Origin of the sequence: Nocardioides sp. (assembly GCF_024509035.1) — a bacterium.
Classification (GTDB): domain Bacteria; phylum Actinomycetota; class Actinomycetes; order Propionibacteriales; family Nocardioidaceae; genus Nocardioides.
In genome coordinates this window covers 1-15,690 of the sequence record NZ_JANINT010000137.1, presented here as the reverse complement: position 1 = coordinate 15,690, position 15,690 = coordinate 1, and the positions used below count along the sequence as shown (strand labels likewise).

Here is a 15,690-nt window from a genome sequence, read left to right as displayed (position 1 = left end):
GCTCAGCTCTCGATGCCGGAGGTCGTGGGGCTCTCGGTCCAGAAGACCAGCCACTTGCCCAGGTGGACGACGATCGCGTGCAGGAGCATGCCGATCGCCGACAGCACGACGATCACCGCGAAGGTGCGCGCGACGTCGAGGGTGAAGTTGCTGGCCTGGATCAGGTAGCCCAGGCCCTCGGAGCTGCCGACGAACTCCGCCACGACGGCGCCGGTGACGGCAAGGATCACCGCGACTTCGAGGCCGGCGAAGATGTGGGGGAGGGCCGAGGGGATGCGCAGGTAGCGCAGTACCTGGAGTCGTGAGGCCCCGAAGGACCGGAGCATCTCGACCTGGTCGTGCGGGGCCGACCGGAATCCGAGCACGGAGTTGATGAGCAGCGGGAAGAAGGCGATGAGGGCGACGGTGAGCACCTTCGAGGTGGTCCCGATCCCGAACCACACGATCAGCAGCGGCGCCATCGCGACCTTGGGGATGGTCTGCGTCAGCACCAGCAACGGGAAGAGGACCCGCTCGACCGGCCGGAACTGGGTGATCAGCACGGCCGAGAGCAACGCCGAGCCGACGGCGAGGCCGAACCCGTAGACGACCTCCTCGAGCGTCACGATCGCGTGCGTCACGAGGATGCCGTCCTGGAACCCGTCGACCAGCGACCGACCGACGGCCAGAGGGGTCGGCACCAGGATCTCGGAGACGTCGAAGACCTTGACGGCCAGCTGCCAGGCCAGCAGCAGCCCGGCGAACACCGCCGTGCTGTAGACCGCGCCGGGCAGGCGGCGGCGCTGGCGCGGCGGGACGTCGATGGTCGCCGTCTCGGGATCGGCCGGTGGTGCTGCTGCGGCCGTGCTCGCGGACCTGCGGTCGCGGCCGCTCGCGGTGTGGGCGGACATCGCTCCTCCTAGTGGGCGCTGTGCTCGGAGTCGAGGAGCTTGCGGATGCGCATGACCACCTCGCCGAACTCGGGCGTGTTGATGTTCTCGAGCCGGCGCGGCCGCGGCAGTGGGACGTCGACGACGTCGGCTAGCCGACCCGGTCGGGGCGTCATCACGACGACCCGGTCCGCGAGCAGGACGGCCTCGGGAATGCTGTGGGTGACGAACAGGACCGTCTTGCGGTCGTGGTCCCAGATGTCGAGCAGGTCGAGACCCATCTGGTCACGCGTCATGGCGTCCAGGGCCCCGAACGGCTCGTCCATCAGCAGGATGCGGGGGTCGTGCATGAGCGCTCGGCCGATGCCGACCCGCTGCTGCATGCCGCCGGACAGCTCGTTGGGGTAGCGCCCCGCGAACTCCTCGAGGCCGAGCATCCGCAACAGCTCGGTGGCTCGGGCGCGGGTGTTGTCGTCCCTCTTGCCGTGGAGGTCGGGCGAGACCATCAGGTTCTTCAGCACCGTCCGCCACGGCAGGAGCAGCGGCTGCTGGAAGACCATGCCGAGCTGGTTGTGGTGCGTGCTCGAGGTGGCGCCGAACCTCACGTGGCCCGAGGTCTGGCGTGACAGGCCCATGATGATGCGCAGCAGCGTGCTCTTGCCGCAGCCGCTGGGCCCCACGATCGAGAGGAACTCGCCGTCGCGGACCTTCAGCGACACGTCGTCGAGGGCCCGGACCGGGACGCCCGACTTCGTGGGGTAGAGCATGGTCAGTGAGTCGAGGCTGATCGCGCAGTCCTCGTCGGTCTCGATCTCGACGCTCGTGGACACGAGCGGCTCCTCTCGTTGGCGGGCAGGGGGACGTGGGGCGGCCGGTCAGGCGAGGCTCGACGGCCAGGTGCCGCCCATCTCCTTGGTCAGTCCTCGGCAGGCACGCTTGAGCGCCGTGGCCTCGCGGGAGTCGAGCGCGGCGGACAGCATCCGCTCCGTCCCGACGATCGCCAGCGCCGCGCAGATGCCGGTGGCGCCGAAGACCGGGCCTGCGACGATGGAGATCCCGCGATGGTTGACGCTGCCGCTCAACCCGTGCTCGCGCGCCTCCTCGATCTGGGTGCGGGTCTGGGTCCGCTGCGGCTCGGGGAGTCCACCGGTGAGCCGCTCGGCGTGGAACTGGTCGGCGAGGAAGGCCAGGAAGATCTTGGCCTGTGAGGTGTCCAGCGCCAGCTGCGAGCCCACGCGCACGGTCACCAGCGTCGGATGCTCGGCCTCCTCGACGAGCGAGACGACCGGTCCCGAGGTGCCCCAGAGGGACATCACGGCGGTGACCTTGACCTCGAGAGCGAGCTCGCGCAGGTAGGCCGGTGCGAGGTGCATGATCTGCTGCTGGCTGACGGCGAAGGTGCCCAGCTGTAGCAGCGACCGGCCCGGACGGACCTGGGTCGTCCCCTCGATGCGCTCGAGCAGTCCCGAGGCGATCATCGAGCTGAAGTAGCGGTGCACCGTCGTGCGGTTCATCCCCAGCCGGCGGGTGGCGTCAGCGACCGACACCGCGGGTGAGTCCGGGGCGAACAGGCCCAGGATCTGGGCGGTGCGGCTGACCGCCTGGATGTCGTGCTCGCGAGACGACGGCGAGCCGTCCTCCTGCTCGTCCACCGGCGGCTGGGCCACGGGCTACTCCTTGGTTCGTAGTGAGAAGTTGGTGTTCGGACTACGGACACCGAGCCTACGCACGCTGTGCCGGACATCACAAGACTCTCGGACGAAATGCGCTCGAACTCATGATCGGAGTCGATCGGATCAAGCTCTTGACAGATCACATAACGAACACAGAGTCTGACATCCGAACAGTGTGACGCAACCGACACGGGAGCACATCCATGACCCAGACACCCGCCATCGAGACGCTCCTGCACGGGTGCGTCGACCTGCACTGCCACTCCGGGCCGAACCCGTTCCGGCGCCGCTTCGACCACGCGGAGGCCGCCAAGGACGGCGAACGCCTCGCCATGCGGGGCGTGCTGGTGAAGTCCCACCACCACAACACCGTCATGGACCTGCTGGCGATGAGTGATCGACTCGCGCAGAGCACCGTGCCGGTCTTCGGCGGCATCGCCCTCAACAACCACGTGGGTGGCATCAATCCGTCCGCGGTCGCGATGTCGTTGCGGATGGGTGGTCGGGCTGTGTGGTTCCCGACGCTCTCCGCGGAGCAGCACATCGACTGCCACCCCGAGGGCGTGGGCTTCCCGTCCGCGATCGTCGAGGTGCCCAACGAGCGTGTCGAGGTGCACCGGAGCAACGGCGAGCTCATCTCGGAGGTGTTCGACGTGCTCGACCTCGTCAAGGAGACCGGAGCGATGGTCACCGGCGGACACATGGCGCCCGACTCGATCACGCAGCTGTTCACGGCCGCACGCGACAAGGGCATCAAGCGGATGCTCCTCAACCACCCCGACTACGTGGTCGATGCCGACCCGGACAAGTGTCACGAGCTGGTCGCCCTCGGGGCCTTCGTGGAGCACGAGGCCGGGTTCTACGACCCGGAGGGGACCAAGAAGTGGGACCCCAAGCAGCTGCTGGAGTGGATCGAGAAGGTCGGCCCCGAGCACACGGTGATCGCCTCCGACCTGGGTCAGGAGAACCGCCCGAAGCCGGTGGACGCCTTCATCCGCGTCGCGTCCGCACTGCTCGACCTGGGGCTGGACGAGAAGTCTCTGCGCCTCGTCTTCTGCGACAACCCCGCGTTCCTGCTCGGTCTGGAGGACTGACACCGATGCCGAAGACCGATCCCCAGACCCCACCCGTCGCCACCTGGTCCGACCTCGGCACCGGCGCGCCCGACGAGACGAGCCCCGCCGGGTCGTCGACGTGGTACTTCCGCGGCCACAACTTCGCGCTCGCCTACACGACGCTGGTCGCCGGCGACGCGTTGACTCGAGCCGACCAGCCCGACGAGTACGTCGTGATCCTCCCCTTCGACTCGTGCAGCGTCGAGGTGCGGGCCGGGGACGAGGCCGAGAAGGTGACCGGGCGGGCCGTCGTGATGGTCCCGCCGGGGCACAGCACGATCACCGCTGTCGAGGAGTGCACCGTCGTACGCCTGGTCAGCGCGCGGTCCACGGATCTGATCGGCCGGGCGGGCAACGCCGAGGCCTATCGGGTGCCTCACCCGAACGTCGCGCCGTTCGCCGCCTGGCCCGACCCGCCCGAGGGCTACCGGATCCGGGCCTACCGGCTCGACGACCTGACCGTGACCCAGGACCAGGTGCGACCCGGGCAGCTGCTGCGCTGCAGCACGTTCATGGTCAACTTCTTGTCGCCGCGGATCGGCCCGCGCGATCCCGACAGCCTGTCCCCGCACCATCACGACGACTTCGAGCAGTGCTCGCTCGCCGTGGAGGGGGAGTACGTCCACCACCTGCGGACGCCCTGGTCGAAGAGCCGCCGGGAGTGGCGCGAGGACGAGCACGTGCGGTGCGGGAGCCCGTCGGTCGCGGTGATCCCCCCGCCGATGATCCACACGAGCGAGGCTGTCGGTGCGGGCGTCAACCAGCTCATCGACATCTTCTGCCCACCGCGTCTGGACTTCTCCCTGACGCCGGGCCGCGTGCTCAACGAAGCGACCTACCCATTGCCCCAGTCACCCCAGTCACGGAGAGAGAGCTGACGACCATGACCAGACGATTCAGGAGGGCGCTGTCCGGGACGGCCGCGCTGCTGTGCGCGGCCGCCTTGCTCGGGGCCTGCGGTTCCGACGACGAAGGCTCGGGTGGCGACTCGGGTGATCAGGCCTCTCTGCGGTTCGCGATGGCCTCGGGTGGCTGGAACCCCGGGTACGCCGTGATGGCCGTGGTCCAGGCGGAGCACTACTTCGAGGACGAGGGACTCGACGTCGAGATGAACGTGTTCGCCTCGGCCACCGAGGCACTCCAGCAGCTCGCCGGGGGTGGCGCGGACGTCGGTCTGATGACCGTGGAGCCGGTGGCCATCGGTCACGAGAAGGGCCTCGACATGAAGTACTTCGCGTCGTACTGGCCCAGGTGGATCTACAGCCTGCAGGTGCCCGAGGGGTCCGACGTGACGAGCATCGAGGACCTCGACGGCAAGCGCATCGGCGTCTCCAGCGTCGCGAGCTCCGGGTCGACGTTCGCCCGCACCGCGCTGGAGCTCAACGGCATGGACTCCTCCGCGGCGCAGCTGGTCCCGATCGGGGTCGGCCCGCAGCAGATCAATGCGATCCAGAGCGGCAAGGTCGACGCGCTGGCGATGTGGGACACGGTCTACCAGGACATCAGGAACGCGGGCATCGACCTCACCCCGCTCCCCGTGGACGAGACGGCCAACGCCTGGGGCGGCGGCTTCGCGGCCAAGCAGGGCGTCATCGACGACAAGGCCGAGGAGCTGGAGAAGTTCGGCCGCGCGGTCGCGAAGGCCTTCGTGTTCGCCGAGGCCGATCCCGAGGCGGCGATCCGGGACCTGTGGGAGCTCTATCCCGAGACCCGGGGGTCCGAGCCGGAGGACGTGGCGCTGGCCAAGGCCGTCAAGGGTCTCGAGGTGAGGCTCGACGGGCAGGACTTCGACGGCGAGAACCTGCTCACGATCCCCGAGGACGGCATCACCAGTGCGCTCGCCTTCATGGCCTCGGCCGGGCTGATCGGGGACTATCCGGCCTCGGAGATCTACACCGACGAGTTCTTCGAGGAGATCAACGACTTCGACCACGACGAGATCCGCCAGCAGGCCACGGACGCCTCCTAGATGCGCATCGGGCTCGCCGTCGACCTGAGCTCGGCCCACCCGGTCCGGGCTCAGGTCGACCACACCGTCGCACTGCTCGCACACGCGGAGGCCAACGGTCTCGACTCCGTCTGGGTGGGGGAGAGCTACCACCGGCAGCCGGAGGCCTTCCACCTCCCGGCGTCGCTGATCGTGCTCGGCCACCTCGCCGGGCGGACCCGGCTGCACCTCGGCACCGCGGTCCTCCTGCTCCGGGCGCACCCACCCGAGCGGCTCGCCTACGAGGCCGCGCTCCTCGACCAGCTGTGCGAGGGGCGGTTCACCCTCGGCATCGGTCTCGGTGCTCCCGAGGTCGGTCGGCGCGCCGGCGTCTCCACCGGCGCACCGGCCGGGCCGGCCTTCGATGCAGCGCTGGCCATCCTGCGTGCCGCGTGGTCGGACCTGCCCTCCGCCGGGCCGGACGGGGTCAGGGCGGTGCCCGCGCCGGTCCAGCGGGGTGGCCCGCGGATCCTGGTCGGCGGCAAGACCGCGGCGTCCGTACGGCGCGCGGCCGATCTCGCGGACGGGTTCTACGGCGCCACCAACTACACCGACGGGTTGCTCGCCACGCAGGCAGCGGCCTTCTGGGCTCGGCGGGGCGAGCAGGCCCACGAAGCCCCTGGCGAGGTCGCCACGACGCGGTTCTGCCTGGTCCACGAGGACCCGGCCACCGCTCGGGCCCTCGCCGCGCGCTACTTCGCGCCGGCGCTCGACTACTACACCGGGCGTGGGGCCTGGGTGGGCGCGGACGGGCCGGCAGCGGTCGAGCTGCCGCTGGTGGGCTCGCCCGCCGAGGTCGCGGCCGCGGTGGCTCGCTACGCCCGCGCCGGGGTCACCTCGCTGCAGCTGCGGGTCGCCCCGGTGGGCACCCCGGCGGAGATCGCGCACCGCACGATCAGCCTCGTCGGGGACCACGTCGTACCACCCACAGATGCAGGAGACGCAGGATGATCGGTGATCGACGCGACGTGCCGACCTATGCGGAGCTGAAGGCACGCACGGACGGCCCTCCGGGGTCGAGCTGGGGGGTCTTCGGCACCGACGACCAGCTGGGCACGATGAACTTCCTGACCGCCGAGCACGCGGTGGAGGCGACTCGCCTGGTCCGCTCCGGCAGGATCTTCAACCTCGACTACGCCGTCAATGCGTTCCGGCCCGCGCCGTCCGGCACCCGGCCGGCCGCGCAGCACCACATCTTCGCCAACAACCCGAACCACCGCGACGACTGGCTCGACTCGTTCTACCTCCAGTCCAGCTCCCAGATCGACGCGCTGCGCCACATCCGGCATCCCCGGCACGGCTTCTACGGCGGGGCGGCCGACGACGACATCGCGGTCGGCGCCCCGAGCCTGGGCATCCAGCTTCTCGCCGAGAAGGGCATCGTGGGCCGCGGAGTGCTCCTGGACCTCGGGCGGCACTTCGAGCGGCGCGGCACGCCCATCGACCTCGCCTCCAACCAGATGTTCACCCCCGCCGACCTGGAGGACGCGGCCGCGGCGCAGGGCCTGGAGCTTCGCAGCGGTGACATCCTCCTGCTGCGCACCGGCTGGGCGGCGTACTACATCGAGACGCTCAGCGACTCCGAGCGGGCGGCGTTCTCGACCCGGATCCGCCACCCTGGGCTGGCGCAGTCGGAGGAGATGATCGCCTGGCTGTGGGACCGCCAGCTCGCGATGGTGGCCTCGGACGACTCCGGGGTGGAGGCCCACCCGGTCGACCCCGACTCAGGGCTCGTCGACCCCGACGAGCCCGCCCCCGAACGCGGGGTGCTGCACAACGGCATGATGCACCGGCCGCTGATCGCGCTCCTCGGCCTCTCCCTCGGGGAGCTGTGGAACCTCGAGGCGCTCGCCGACGACTGCGCGCGCGACGGGGTCTTCGAGTTCCTCCTCACCGCCAAGCCCCTCAACCTCGTCGGCGGCGTCGGTTCGCCGCCCAACGCCATGGCGATCAAGTGAGGTCCGCTCACGCCGTTCCCCAGCCAGCCCCCACGGCCCCCGCAGAGGGGGCTCACACAGATCGGAGCAAGCACGTGCACGACGCCTTCCTCTACGCCTCGGTGAGGACACCCTTCGGGAAGTTCAACGGTGCCCTGGCCCAGACCCGGCCCGACGACCTCGCGGCGGTCGCGCTGGAGGCGCTGATGGGCCGCGCGCCCGCGCTGGACCCCGCGCAGGTCAGCGACGTGTTCTGGGGCAACGCCAACGGCGCCGGCGAGGACAACCGCAACGTCGGCCGGATGGCCGTGCTCCTCGCGGGGCTGCCGGTCAGCGTGACCGCGACGACGGTCAACCGGCTCTGCGGGTCCTCGCTCGACGCGGCCATGATGGCCTCGCGGACGGTCGAGGTCGGTGATGCCGACGTCGTGGTCGCCGGGGGAGTGGAGTCCATGACCCGCGCGCCGTGGGTGCTGCCCAAGCCGACGCGGGCGTTCCCCGCCGGGAACGTCACCGCCGTGTCCACGACGCTGGGCTGGCGGCTGGTCAACCCGCGGATGCCGAGCGAGTGGACGGCGTCGCTGGGGGAGTGCAACGAGCAGCTGCAGGAGCGGTTCTCGATCTCCCGGGAGCGCCAGGACGAGTTCGCCGTACGCTCCCACCGGCTCGCTGCCGAGGCGTGGGCCAAGGGCTTCTACGACGACCTGGTGGTGCCGGTCCCGGGGGCGGACCTCGCACGCGACGAGTGCATCCGGCCCGAGAGCACCGTGGAGGCGCTGGCTGCGCTGAAGCCGTCGTTCCGCCCCGACGGGACGCTGACGGCGGGCAACTGCTCGCCCCTCAACGACGGCGCGAGTGCGGTGCTCATCGGCTCCGAGGTGGCGGCCGGCGCCATCGGCCGCGACCCGGTCGCCCGCATCGCCGGGCGCGGCTGGTCGGCCCTGGAGCCGCAGGCGTTCGGCTACGCGCCGGTCGAGGCGGCCAACGCGGCGCTGGCGCGAGCCGGGATCACCTGGGGCGACGTCGGTGCGGTCGAGCTGAACGAGGCGTTCGCGGTCCAGAGCATCGCCTGTGTCGACGCGTGGCTCGAGGCCGGGCTGCGCGACCCCGAGGTCGTCAACGCCAAGGGCGGAGCGATCGCCATCGGGCACCCTCTGGGCGCGTCCGGCGGGCGCATCGTCGGCACGCTCGCCGCCCGGCTCGCGGAGTCCGGTGAGCGCTGGGGAGTGGCCGCGATCTGCATCGGCGTGGGACAGGGGCTGGCCGTCGTGCTGGAGAACGTCGCGTGAGCGTGGTCTGCGACTCGGCGGACGAGGCCGTCGCCGGCGTCGCCGACGGCTCCACGGTGCTGGTCGGCGGGTTCGGGATGGCCGGGATGCCGGTCCACCTCATCGACGCGCTGATCCGCCAGGGAGCCACGGACCTCACGGTCGTCTCCAACAACGCCGGCAACGCCGACACCGGGCTCGCCGCCCTGCTCGCGGCCGGGCGGGTCCGCAAGATCTTGTGCTCGTTCCCGCGTCAGGCCGACTCGTGGGTCTTCGACGGGCTCTACCGCTCGGGCCGCATCGAGCTCGAGGTCGTCCCGCAGGGCAACCTCGCCGAGCGGATGCGCGCGGCCGGCGCCGGGATCGGGGCCTTCTACTGTCCGACGGGGGTGGGCACGATGCTCGCCGAGGGCAAGGAGACCCGCGAGATCGGGGGACGCACCTACGTCCTGGAGTACCCGATCGCCGGCGACGTGGCGCTCATCGGCGCCCACGTCGCCGACCGGCGCGGCAACCTCGTCTACCGCAAGACCGGCCGCAACTTCGGTCCCGTGATGGCCACCGCGGCGACCACCACGATCGCCGAGGTGCGCCACGTCGTCGAGGTCGGCGACCTCGACCCCGAGGCCGTCGTCACGCCGGGGATCTACGTCGACCGGGTCGTCCGGGTGCCGGCATGACCGTGGCCGACGCGAACCTCGACGAGCACACCGACCGCGGCCCGCTGGGCCGAGACGAGCTGGCGGGGGTGGTCGCCCGCGACATCCGGCCGGGCTGGTACGTCAACCTCGGGATCGGCCAACCGACCCTGGTGGCCAACCACCTCGCCCCGGACTCCGGGGTCACCCTGCACACCGAGAACGGGATGCTCGGCATGGGACCGCTGGCGTCCGGCGATGCGGTCGACCTCGACCTGCTCAACGCCGGCAAGGAACCCGTGACCGAGCTGCCGGGTGCGGCGTACTTCCACCACGCCGACTCCTTCGCGATGATGCGCGGCGGCCACCTCGACCTCTGCGTGCTGGGCGCCTTCCAGGTGTCTGCGACCGGTGACCTCGCCAACTGGCACACCGGCGACCCGGACGCCGTCCCGGCGGTCGGCGGCGCGATGGACCTCGCCGTCGGGGCCCGGCAGGTGTTCGTGATGATGTCGCTGTTCACCAAGGCGGGCACCGCCAAGCTGGTGCCGTCGTGCAGCTACCCCCTCACCGCCCTGCGGTGCGTCGACCGCGTCTACACCGACGTCGCGACCTTCGAGATCACCGCGCGAGCCGTCGTCGTCCGCGAGACCTGGGGGCTCTCGTACGACGAGCTGTGCACGCGCGTCGAGGTCCCGCTCGTCCGCGGGTACCCCTGATCGGCCCGGCCGGGTCCGCGCTGCAGGACTGAGCCCTACGGCGCCAGCGGCGGCGCGGTGTCCACGTACGCCGGCAGCTCGCCGGTCATGTCCAGGTCGTCGGGCGGCGGCTGGATCGGCTCGGGCACCCCGGCCGTGATCGTGCTGCCGTCGGCGCGGGTGCCGCCGATGATCGGGTGCTCGCCGAGCAACCCGTCGATCCGGTCACCCTGGTCGGGGAGCTCGACGACCACGGGCGCGCCCTTGGCGACGACGTGGTCGGTGCCGCGGACCCGGACCGGGACGTCCGACTCGCCCTCGACGATCGTGAAGACCACCCGGTCCTGGGTGAGCTCGACCTGCATCCGCGAGCCCTGCCAGCACACGCGGAACGTCAGGCCCGGCCAGGTGAGGGGCAGTCGCGGCTCGAAGCTGAGCCGGCCGCCGTGGTCGCGCATGCCGCCGAACCCGAAGGCCAGCGCGCTCCACACGCCGCCCGTCGAGGCGACGTGCAGGCCGTCGACGGTGTTGCCGTGCAGGTTGGCGAGGTCCACGTAGAGCGACTCGTGGAAGTAGTGCAGCGCCGCCTCGTGGTAGCCGACCTCGGCTGCGATCACCGACTGCACGACCGCTGACAGCGTCGAGTCACCGGTGGTGATCGGGTCGTAGTACTCGAAGTCGGCACGCTTCTCCTCCAGGGTGAACCGGTCGCCCTGGAGGAACAGCGCCAGCACCACGTCGGCCTGCTTGAGCACCTGGAACCGGTAGATCACCAGCGGGTGGTAGTGCAGCAGCAGCGGCCGCAGCTCCACGGGCGTGCGGGAGAGGTCCCAGACCTCGCGGTCGAGGAAGAAGTCGTCCTGCGGGTGGATGCCGAGCCCCTCGTCGTAGGGGATCGTCATGCCCTCCGCGCACCGGCGCCACTCCGCGACCTCGTCGGGGTCCAGGTGCAACCGGGCGGCGACCCGGACGTAGTCGTCGGGGTGCTCGGCGCGGATCCACTCCAGCGCCTCGACGGCCTGCTCGAGGTTGAAGCGGGCCATCACGTTGGTGAACAGGTTGTTGTTGACGACCGTCGTGTACTCGTCGGGGCCGGTGACGCCGTGGATGTGGAACGACGGCTCACCGTTGCTGCGCCAGAAACCGAGGTCGGCCCACATGCGGGAGGTCTCGACCAGGATGTCGATGCCCTCGCGGAGCAGGAAGCCGTGGTCGCCCGTGGCGCGGACGTACTTCGTCACCGCGTAGGCGATGTCGGCGTCGATGTGCACCTGCGCGCTGCCGGCGGCGTAGTAGGCCGACGCCTCCTCGCCGTTGATCGTGCGCCAGGGGTACATCGCGCCGCTCAACGCCATCTCTCGCGCCCGTTCGCGCGCCGCGGGCAACATCACCGAGCGGAAGTGCAGGGCGTTGCGCGCGACCTCGGGCCGCGTGTAGGTCAAGAAGGGCACCACGTAGATCTCGGTGTCCCAGAAGTAGTGGCCCTCGTATCCCGAGCCGGTCAGCCCCTTCGCGGGTACGCCGAGGCCGTCGATGCGGCCGGTCGCCTGGGCGAGGCTGAACAGGTTGAAGCGGATGGCCTGCTGGATGGCGAGCTGCTCCGGCGTCTCGCAGGTCACCTCCACGTCGGCGGCCGCCCAGAAGTCGGCGTACCACGCGCGCTGGTCGGCGAGGCAGCGCTCGACGCCGTGCCGTCGCGCCCGGTCGAGGGTGCGGTCGCAGCGATCGGAGAGCTCGCGCACCGGCGCGACCCGGGAGGTGTGGTAGGCCACGGTCTTCTGCACCCGCATCGTCGTGCCCTGGGTGGCGTCGACGCGGAAGACCATCTTGGCCTGGTCGTCCTCGTGCCGGGCGAGCGCCTCGTGCTCGTCGGTGGTCTCGAGCACGTGGTCGGCCGCGACGGCGATGGTCATCCCGGAGTGCGCGCACCGGAAGCCGAGTGCCATCCGGTCCTGGCTGGCGTAGCCGAGCCGTGGGACGAGCACCCGCTCGCCGAACGTCTGGGCCCGGCGGGGGTCGACCATCTCGCCGCCCGTGGGGTGGACCGCGCGGTACTCGTCCAGGCCGTCTTGTCGGTTGAGGATCTGGGAGGAGATCACCACCGGGGCGTCGCCGCTGAGCATCTCGACCTCGAGGCTCATGATCGCGAGGTGCCGCTGCGTCATCGACACCATGCGGGTGGAGTCGATGCGCACCCGCTTGCCCGACGGCGTGCGCCAGATCAGGTGGCGGCGCAAGATGCCGTCGCGGAAGTCCAGGCACCGCTCGTAGTGCTCCAGGTCGGCCGTGCCGAACGTCAGCGGCTCGTCGTCGACGTAGATCTTGAGGACCATCGTGTCCGGCGCGTTGACGATCGTCTGGCCGGTCTGGGCGAACCCGAACGCGGCCTCCGCGTGCCGGATCGGCCAGGTCTCGTGGAAGCCGTTGACGAACGTCCCGTGGGCGTACGACGGGCGCCCCTCCTCGGGGTTGCCGCGCATCCCGAGGTAGCCGTTGGCGACCGAGAACAGCGTCTCGGTCACGCCCAGGTCGACGGGGCTGTAGCCCGTCTCGACCAACGCCCACGGGTTGGCGGGGAATCGTCCTCGGTCGAGCGGGTCGGGCCCGACCTCCTGACCGAAGCTGCGCGTCACCGGTCGACCTCCGACGCGTCGGGGACCAGCTCGGCCAGGTCGGTGACGACGACGGTCGCGCCGGCGTCGGTCAGGGTCGCGTGACCGGCACCGCGGTCGACCCCGATCACCAGCCCGAAGCCGCCGGCGGCGCCCGCGCGCACTCCCGACACGGCGTCCTCCAGCACGACAGACCGATCGGCCGTGGCCCCGAGCACCTGAGCGGCGTGCACGAAGGTGTCGGGCGCGGGCTTGCCCGGCAGGCCGAGCTCGTGCGCGACGGTGCCGCTCACGACCGTCTGGAAGCGGTCGGCCAGCCCGGCCGCCGCCAGCACCGCGGGGGCGTTGGCCGACGACGACACGACCGCCAGTGGCAGGCCGAGACCGCGCAGGTGGTCGAGCAGCAGGACCGAGCCCGGGTAGGCCGTGACGCCGTCGCGCTCGAGGACGACGTTGAACGCGTCGTTCTTGCGGTTGCCCAGGCCGCAGACGGTGTCCGCGGTGCCGGGGTCGGCGGGGCTGCCCTCGGGGAGGACGATCCCGCGTGCGGACAGCAGGTCGCGCACGCCGTCGTAGCGGGGCTTGCCGTCGACGTGGGCGAAGTAGTCGTCCTCGGTGTACGGCGAGGTGTCGCCGCCTCCCGCCCAGGAGGACAGGAACGCGTTGAACATCTCCGACCAGGCGCGCATGTGCACCTCGGCGGTGGGGGTGACCACGCCGTCAAGGTCGAACAGCACGGCGTCGTACTGCCGCCAGCTCACAGAACTCACCAGAAGAGGTTAGGGGGTCGCCCGGCTGCCGACGACCACAAACGGCGCGCGGACGTCCTGTCGTCGACGGACCTTGGTCCCGCGTCCGGCCGGGAGGGCCGCGCTTCTCGGTGGTCGAGCCTGTCGAGACCCCGCTCGCGGTCCGGAATACCCTGAGCGCATGACCGAGCCCACCTCGCGCCCCGACATCAAGCCCCGCTCCCGCGACGTCACCGACGGCCTGGAGAAGGCCGCCGCGCGAGGCATGCTCCGCGCGGTCGGCATGGGCGACGAGGACTTCGCCAAGCCCCAGATCGGCGTCGCGTCGAGCTGGAACGAGATCACCCCGTGCAACCTCTCGCTCGACCGGCTGGCCAAGGCCGCCAAGAACGGCGTGCACGCGGCTGGGGGCTACCCGCTGGAGTTCGGCACGATCTCGGTCTCCGACGGCATCTCCATGGGCCACGAGGGCATGCACTTCTCGCTGGTCTCCCGCGAGGTGATCGCGGACTCCGTCGAGACCGTGATGATGGCCGAGCGGCTCGACGGCTCGGTGCTGCTGGCCGGCTGCGACAAGTCGCTGCCCGGCATGATGATGGCCGCCGCCCGGCTCGACCTCGCCAGCGTCTTCCTCTACGCCGGCTCCACGATGCCCGGCCAGGTCGACGGCAACGACGTCACGATCATCGACGCCTTCGAGGCGGTCGGCGCCTGCCTGGCCGGCAAGATCACCCGCGACGAGGTCGACCGCATCGAGCGGGCGATCTGCCCGGGCGAGGGGGCCTGCGGCGGCATGTACACCGCGAACACGATGGCCTCGATCGCCGAGGCGATCGGCATGTCGCTCCCGGGCTCGGCGGCCCCGCCGGCCGTCGACCGGCGCCGCGACGGGTTCGCCCACCGCTCGGGCGAGGCCGTGGTCAACCTCCTGCGCCAGGGCATCACCGCCCGCCAGATCATGACCCGTGAGGCGTTCGAGAACGCGATCACCGTGGCGATGGCGCTCGGCGGCTCGACCAACGCCGTGCTGCACCTGCTGGCGATGGCCCGCGAGGCCGACGTCGACCTCACCATCGACGACTTCAACCGGATCGGCGACAAGGTCCCGCACCTCGGCGACCTCAAGCCGTTCGGCAAGTACGTGATGAACGACGTCGACAAGATCGGCGGCATCCCCGTGGTGATGAAGGCGCTGCTCGACGCCGGCCTCATGCACGGCGACGCCCTGACCGTCACCGGCAAGACGCTGGCCGAGAACCTCGAGGACCTGGCCCCGCCGGCCCTCGACGACGAGGTCATCCGCAGCCTCGACCGGCCGATCCACAAGACCGGCGGCCTCACGATCCTCAAGGGGTCCCTGGCCCCCGAGGGCGCCGTGGTCAAGACCGCGGGCTTCGACGACTCCGTGTTCACCGGCACCGCCCGCGTCTTCGACGGCGAGCGCGCCGCGATGGACGCCCTCGAGGCCGGCGAGATCAAGCCTCGCGACGTGGTCGTCATCCGCTACGAGGGCCCCAAGGGCGGCCCGGGCATGCGCGAGATGCTCGCGATCACCGGTGCGATCAAGGGCGCCGGGCTCGGCAAGGACGTCCTGCTCATCACCGACGGTCGGTTCTCCGGCGGCACCACCGGCCTCTGCGTCGGGCACATCGCGCCCGAGGCGGTCGACGGCGGCCCGATCGCGTTCGTGCGCGACGGCGACCAGATCACCCTCGACGTCGCCAACCGGCTGCTCGAGGTCGACATGGGCGACGAGGCCGAGTGGGAGAGGCGCAAGGACGGCTGGGAGCCCAACCCGCCCAAGTACACCCGCGGCGTGCTCGGCAAGTACGCCAAGATCGTGCAGTCGGCGGCCCACGGGGCCATCACCGGCTGATGCGCGACGAGCGCGCGCCGGTCCTCTTCCTGGTCCTGCTCGCGATCGTCGGCCTGCTGGTGGTCGCGTGGGGCGTCGGCCAGGAGGAGTCCGACGCGGCCGACGTGGACGAAGGCCCGTCGTCGCAGGTCGAGCAGGGAGGCGCCCCGGCGCCGACCGATGTCGAGACCCCCGCAGCTTCCCCGGGTGGCGACCGCCCGGGCCCGCCGCCGACGGCGTCGCTCCCCGGCGGCGGCACGAAGGTCTTCGGCGGCCACCACTTCCTGGT

Annotated in this window: 15 protein-coding genes; 10 read left to right on the top strand and 5 right to left on the bottom strand. The window is 71.0% G+C overall.

Translation table 11 applies throughout. The annotated features are described in order from the left end of the window. Window positions 1–2: 2 nt before the first annotated feature. From Q0L15_RS11050 to Q0L15_RS11040, 3 genes are read right to left on the bottom strand one after another with little or no spacing between them, the layout of a single operon-like run. Window positions 3–890, bottom strand: coding sequence for an ABC transporter permease (locus Q0L15_RS11050; protein ID WP_296604343.1), 888 nt, complete (start codon window positions 888–890; stop codon window positions 3–5). Between the two features lie 8 nt (window positions 891–898). Further along, the gene (locus Q0L15_RS11045; RefSeq protein ID WP_296604342.1) at window positions 899–1,699 is read right to left on the bottom strand and encodes an ABC transporter ATP-binding protein; all 801 of its coding nucleotides are present in this window, start codon (window positions 1,697–1,699) and stop codon (window positions 899–901) included. Between the two features lie 45 nt (window positions 1,700–1,744). Continuing rightward, a complete protein-coding gene (locus tag Q0L15_RS11040) occupies window positions 1,745–2,536 on the bottom strand; it encodes a helix-turn-helix domain-containing protein (protein ID WP_296604340.1) in 792 nt (263 codons plus the stop codon). Window positions 2,537–2,745: 209 nt separating this feature from the next. Between Q0L15_RS11040 and Q0L15_RS11035 the strand changes: the two genes are divergently transcribed. The 8 genes from Q0L15_RS11035 to Q0L15_RS11000 all read left to right on the top strand — a co-directional run bounded on the left by Q0L15_RS11035 (window position 2,746) and on the right by Q0L15_RS11000 (window position 10,206). Then, window positions 2,746–3,636: a DUF6282 family protein gene (locus Q0L15_RS11035; RefSeq protein ID WP_296604339.1), complete on the top strand. Its 891-nt coding sequence runs from the start codon at window positions 2,746–2,748 to the stop codon at window positions 3,634–3,636. A gap of 5 nt (window positions 3,637–3,641) precedes the next feature. Further along, the gene (locus Q0L15_RS11030) at window positions 3,642–4,535 is read left to right on the top strand and encodes a hypothetical protein (protein ID WP_296604337.1); all 894 of its coding nucleotides are present in this window, start codon (window positions 3,642–3,644) and stop codon (window positions 4,533–4,535) included. 5 nt (window positions 4,536–4,540) lie between these two features. Further along, complete coding sequence (locus tag Q0L15_RS11025) at window positions 4,541–5,626, top strand: ABC transporter substrate-binding protein (RefSeq protein WP_296604336.1); 1,086 nt, start codon at window positions 4,541–4,543, stop codon at window positions 5,624–5,626. Continuing rightward, entirely contained in the window at window positions 5,627–6,595 is a 969-nt protein-coding gene (locus tag Q0L15_RS11020) for an LLM class flavin-dependent oxidoreductase (RefSeq protein ID WP_296604335.1), read from the top strand. It abuts the gene before it with no gap. Then, on the top strand, window positions 6,592–7,602 hold the full coding sequence (locus Q0L15_RS11015; protein WP_296604333.1) for a cyclase family protein: 1,011 nt from the start codon (window positions 6,592–6,594) through the stop codon (window positions 7,600–7,602). The genes Q0L15_RS11020 and Q0L15_RS11015 overlap by 4 nt, the downstream gene beginning before the upstream one ends. A 74-nt stretch (window positions 7,603–7,676) precedes the next feature. Continuing rightward, window positions 7,677–8,870: a thiolase family protein gene (locus tag Q0L15_RS11010; protein ID WP_296604331.1), complete on the top strand. Its 1,194-nt coding sequence runs from the start codon at window positions 7,677–7,679 to the stop codon at window positions 8,868–8,870. Continuing rightward, window positions 8,867–9,529, top strand: coding sequence for a 3-oxoacid CoA-transferase subunit A (locus tag Q0L15_RS11005; protein ID WP_296604329.1), 663 nt, complete (start codon window positions 8,867–8,869; stop codon window positions 9,527–9,529). The genes Q0L15_RS11010 and Q0L15_RS11005 overlap by 4 nt, the downstream gene beginning before the upstream one ends. Next, window positions 9,526–10,206 (top strand): 3-oxoacid CoA-transferase subunit B, encoded by a 681-nt coding sequence (locus Q0L15_RS11000; RefSeq protein WP_296604328.1) that lies wholly within the window; start codon window positions 9,526–9,528, stop codon window positions 10,204–10,206. The genes Q0L15_RS11005 and Q0L15_RS11000 overlap by 4 nt, the downstream gene beginning before the upstream one ends. A 35-nt stretch (window positions 10,207–10,241) precedes the next feature. Here Q0L15_RS11000 and Q0L15_RS10995 read toward each other — a convergent pair whose 3' ends face one another. Both Q0L15_RS10995 and Q0L15_RS10990 read right to left on the bottom strand, forming a co-directional pair. Then, a complete protein-coding gene (locus Q0L15_RS10995) occupies window positions 10,242–12,818 on the bottom strand; it encodes a glycosyl hydrolase family 65 protein (protein ID WP_296604326.1) in 2,577 nt (858 codons plus the stop codon). Beyond that, window positions 12,815–13,558, bottom strand: coding sequence for an HAD family phosphatase (locus tag Q0L15_RS10990; protein WP_296604369.1), 744 nt, complete (start codon window positions 13,556–13,558; stop codon window positions 12,815–12,817). The genes Q0L15_RS10995 and Q0L15_RS10990 overlap by 4 nt, the downstream gene beginning before the upstream one ends. A gap of 169 nt (window positions 13,559–13,727) precedes the next feature. On the opposite strand from Q0L15_RS10990, the gene ilvD reads away from it, so the two are divergent. Both ilvD and Q0L15_RS10980 read left to right on the top strand, forming a co-directional pair. After that, on the top strand, window positions 13,728–15,422 hold the full coding sequence (gene ilvD / locus Q0L15_RS10985; RefSeq protein WP_296604324.1) for a dihydroxy-acid dehydratase: 1,695 nt from the start codon (window positions 13,728–13,730) through the stop codon (window positions 15,420–15,422). After that, window positions 15,422–15,690 (top strand): hypothetical protein (locus Q0L15_RS10980; RefSeq protein ID WP_296604323.1); only part of this gene is annotated, 269 nt, incomplete at its 3' end. The genes ilvD and Q0L15_RS10980, both read left to right, overlap by 1 nt.

Excerpts from the sequence above, each read along its gene's own strand:
- Q0L15_RS11000 (WP_296604328.1), top strand. The coding sequence starts at position 9,526 with ATGACCGTGGCCGACGCGAACCTCGACGAGCACACCGACCGCGGCCCG.
- Q0L15_RS11015 (WP_296604333.1), top strand. The coding sequence starts at position 6,592 with ATGATCGGTGATCGACGCGACGTGCCGACCTATGCGGAGCTGAAGGCA.
- ilvD (WP_296604324.1), top strand. The coding sequence starts at position 13,728 with ATGACCGAGCCCACCTCGCGCCCCGACATCAAGCCCCGCTCCCGCGAC.
- Q0L15_RS11025 (WP_296604336.1), top strand. The coding sequence starts at position 4,541 with ATGACCAGACGATTCAGGAGGGCGCTGTCCGGGACGGCCGCGCTGCTG.
- Q0L15_RS11050 (WP_296604343.1), bottom strand. The coding sequence starts at position 890 with ATGTCCGCCCACACCGCGAGCGGCCGCGACCGCAGGTCCGCGAGCACG.
- Q0L15_RS11035 (WP_296604339.1), top strand. The coding sequence starts at position 2,746 with ATGACCCAGACACCCGCCATCGAGACGCTCCTGCACGGGTGCGTCGAC.
- Q0L15_RS11030 (WP_296604337.1), top strand. The coding sequence starts at position 3,642 with ATGCCGAAGACCGATCCCCAGACCCCACCCGTCGCCACCTGGTCCGAC.
- Q0L15_RS11020 (WP_296604335.1), top strand. The coding sequence starts at position 5,627 with ATGCGCATCGGGCTCGCCGTCGACCTGAGCTCGGCCCACCCGGTCCGG.